1 protein-coding gene is annotated in these 297 nt (G+C 73.1%); it reads right to left on the minus strand.

Annotated features, from left to right (window positions below):
• Positions 1–297: pyridoxal-phosphate dependent enzyme (locus tag ACQG3P_RS19190; RefSeq protein WP_426805927.1), on the minus strand; the 297-nt coding region annotated here is incomplete at both ends.

Below are 297 nucleotides of genomic sequence, written 5' to 3' on the forward strand. Positions count from 1 at the left end.
CATCGCCAGCAGCACGCTGCCGGGCTCAGCCTTGGCCGCCACAGCCAGCGCGCTGGCCACCGGGGCACCGGCCGAGATGCCGACGAAGAGGCCTTCCTCGGCCGCCAGCCGGCGCGACGTTTCAATCGCGCGGGCGTCGTCGATGCTCAGCAGTTCGGCGTAGACCTCGCGGTTGAGCACGTCCGGCACGAAGTCCGGGGTCCAGCCCTGGATCTTGTGCGGCTGCCACTCCGCGCCGCCCAGCAGCGCCGCGCCTTCCGGGTCAGTGGCGATGATGCGCGGTTCCGGGCGGGCCCC

The organism is Stenotrophomonas sp. SrG (assembly GCF_050031795.1).
GTDB lineage: Bacteria > Pseudomonadota > Gammaproteobacteria > Xanthomonadales > Xanthomonadaceae > Stenotrophomonas > Stenotrophomonas rhizophila_A.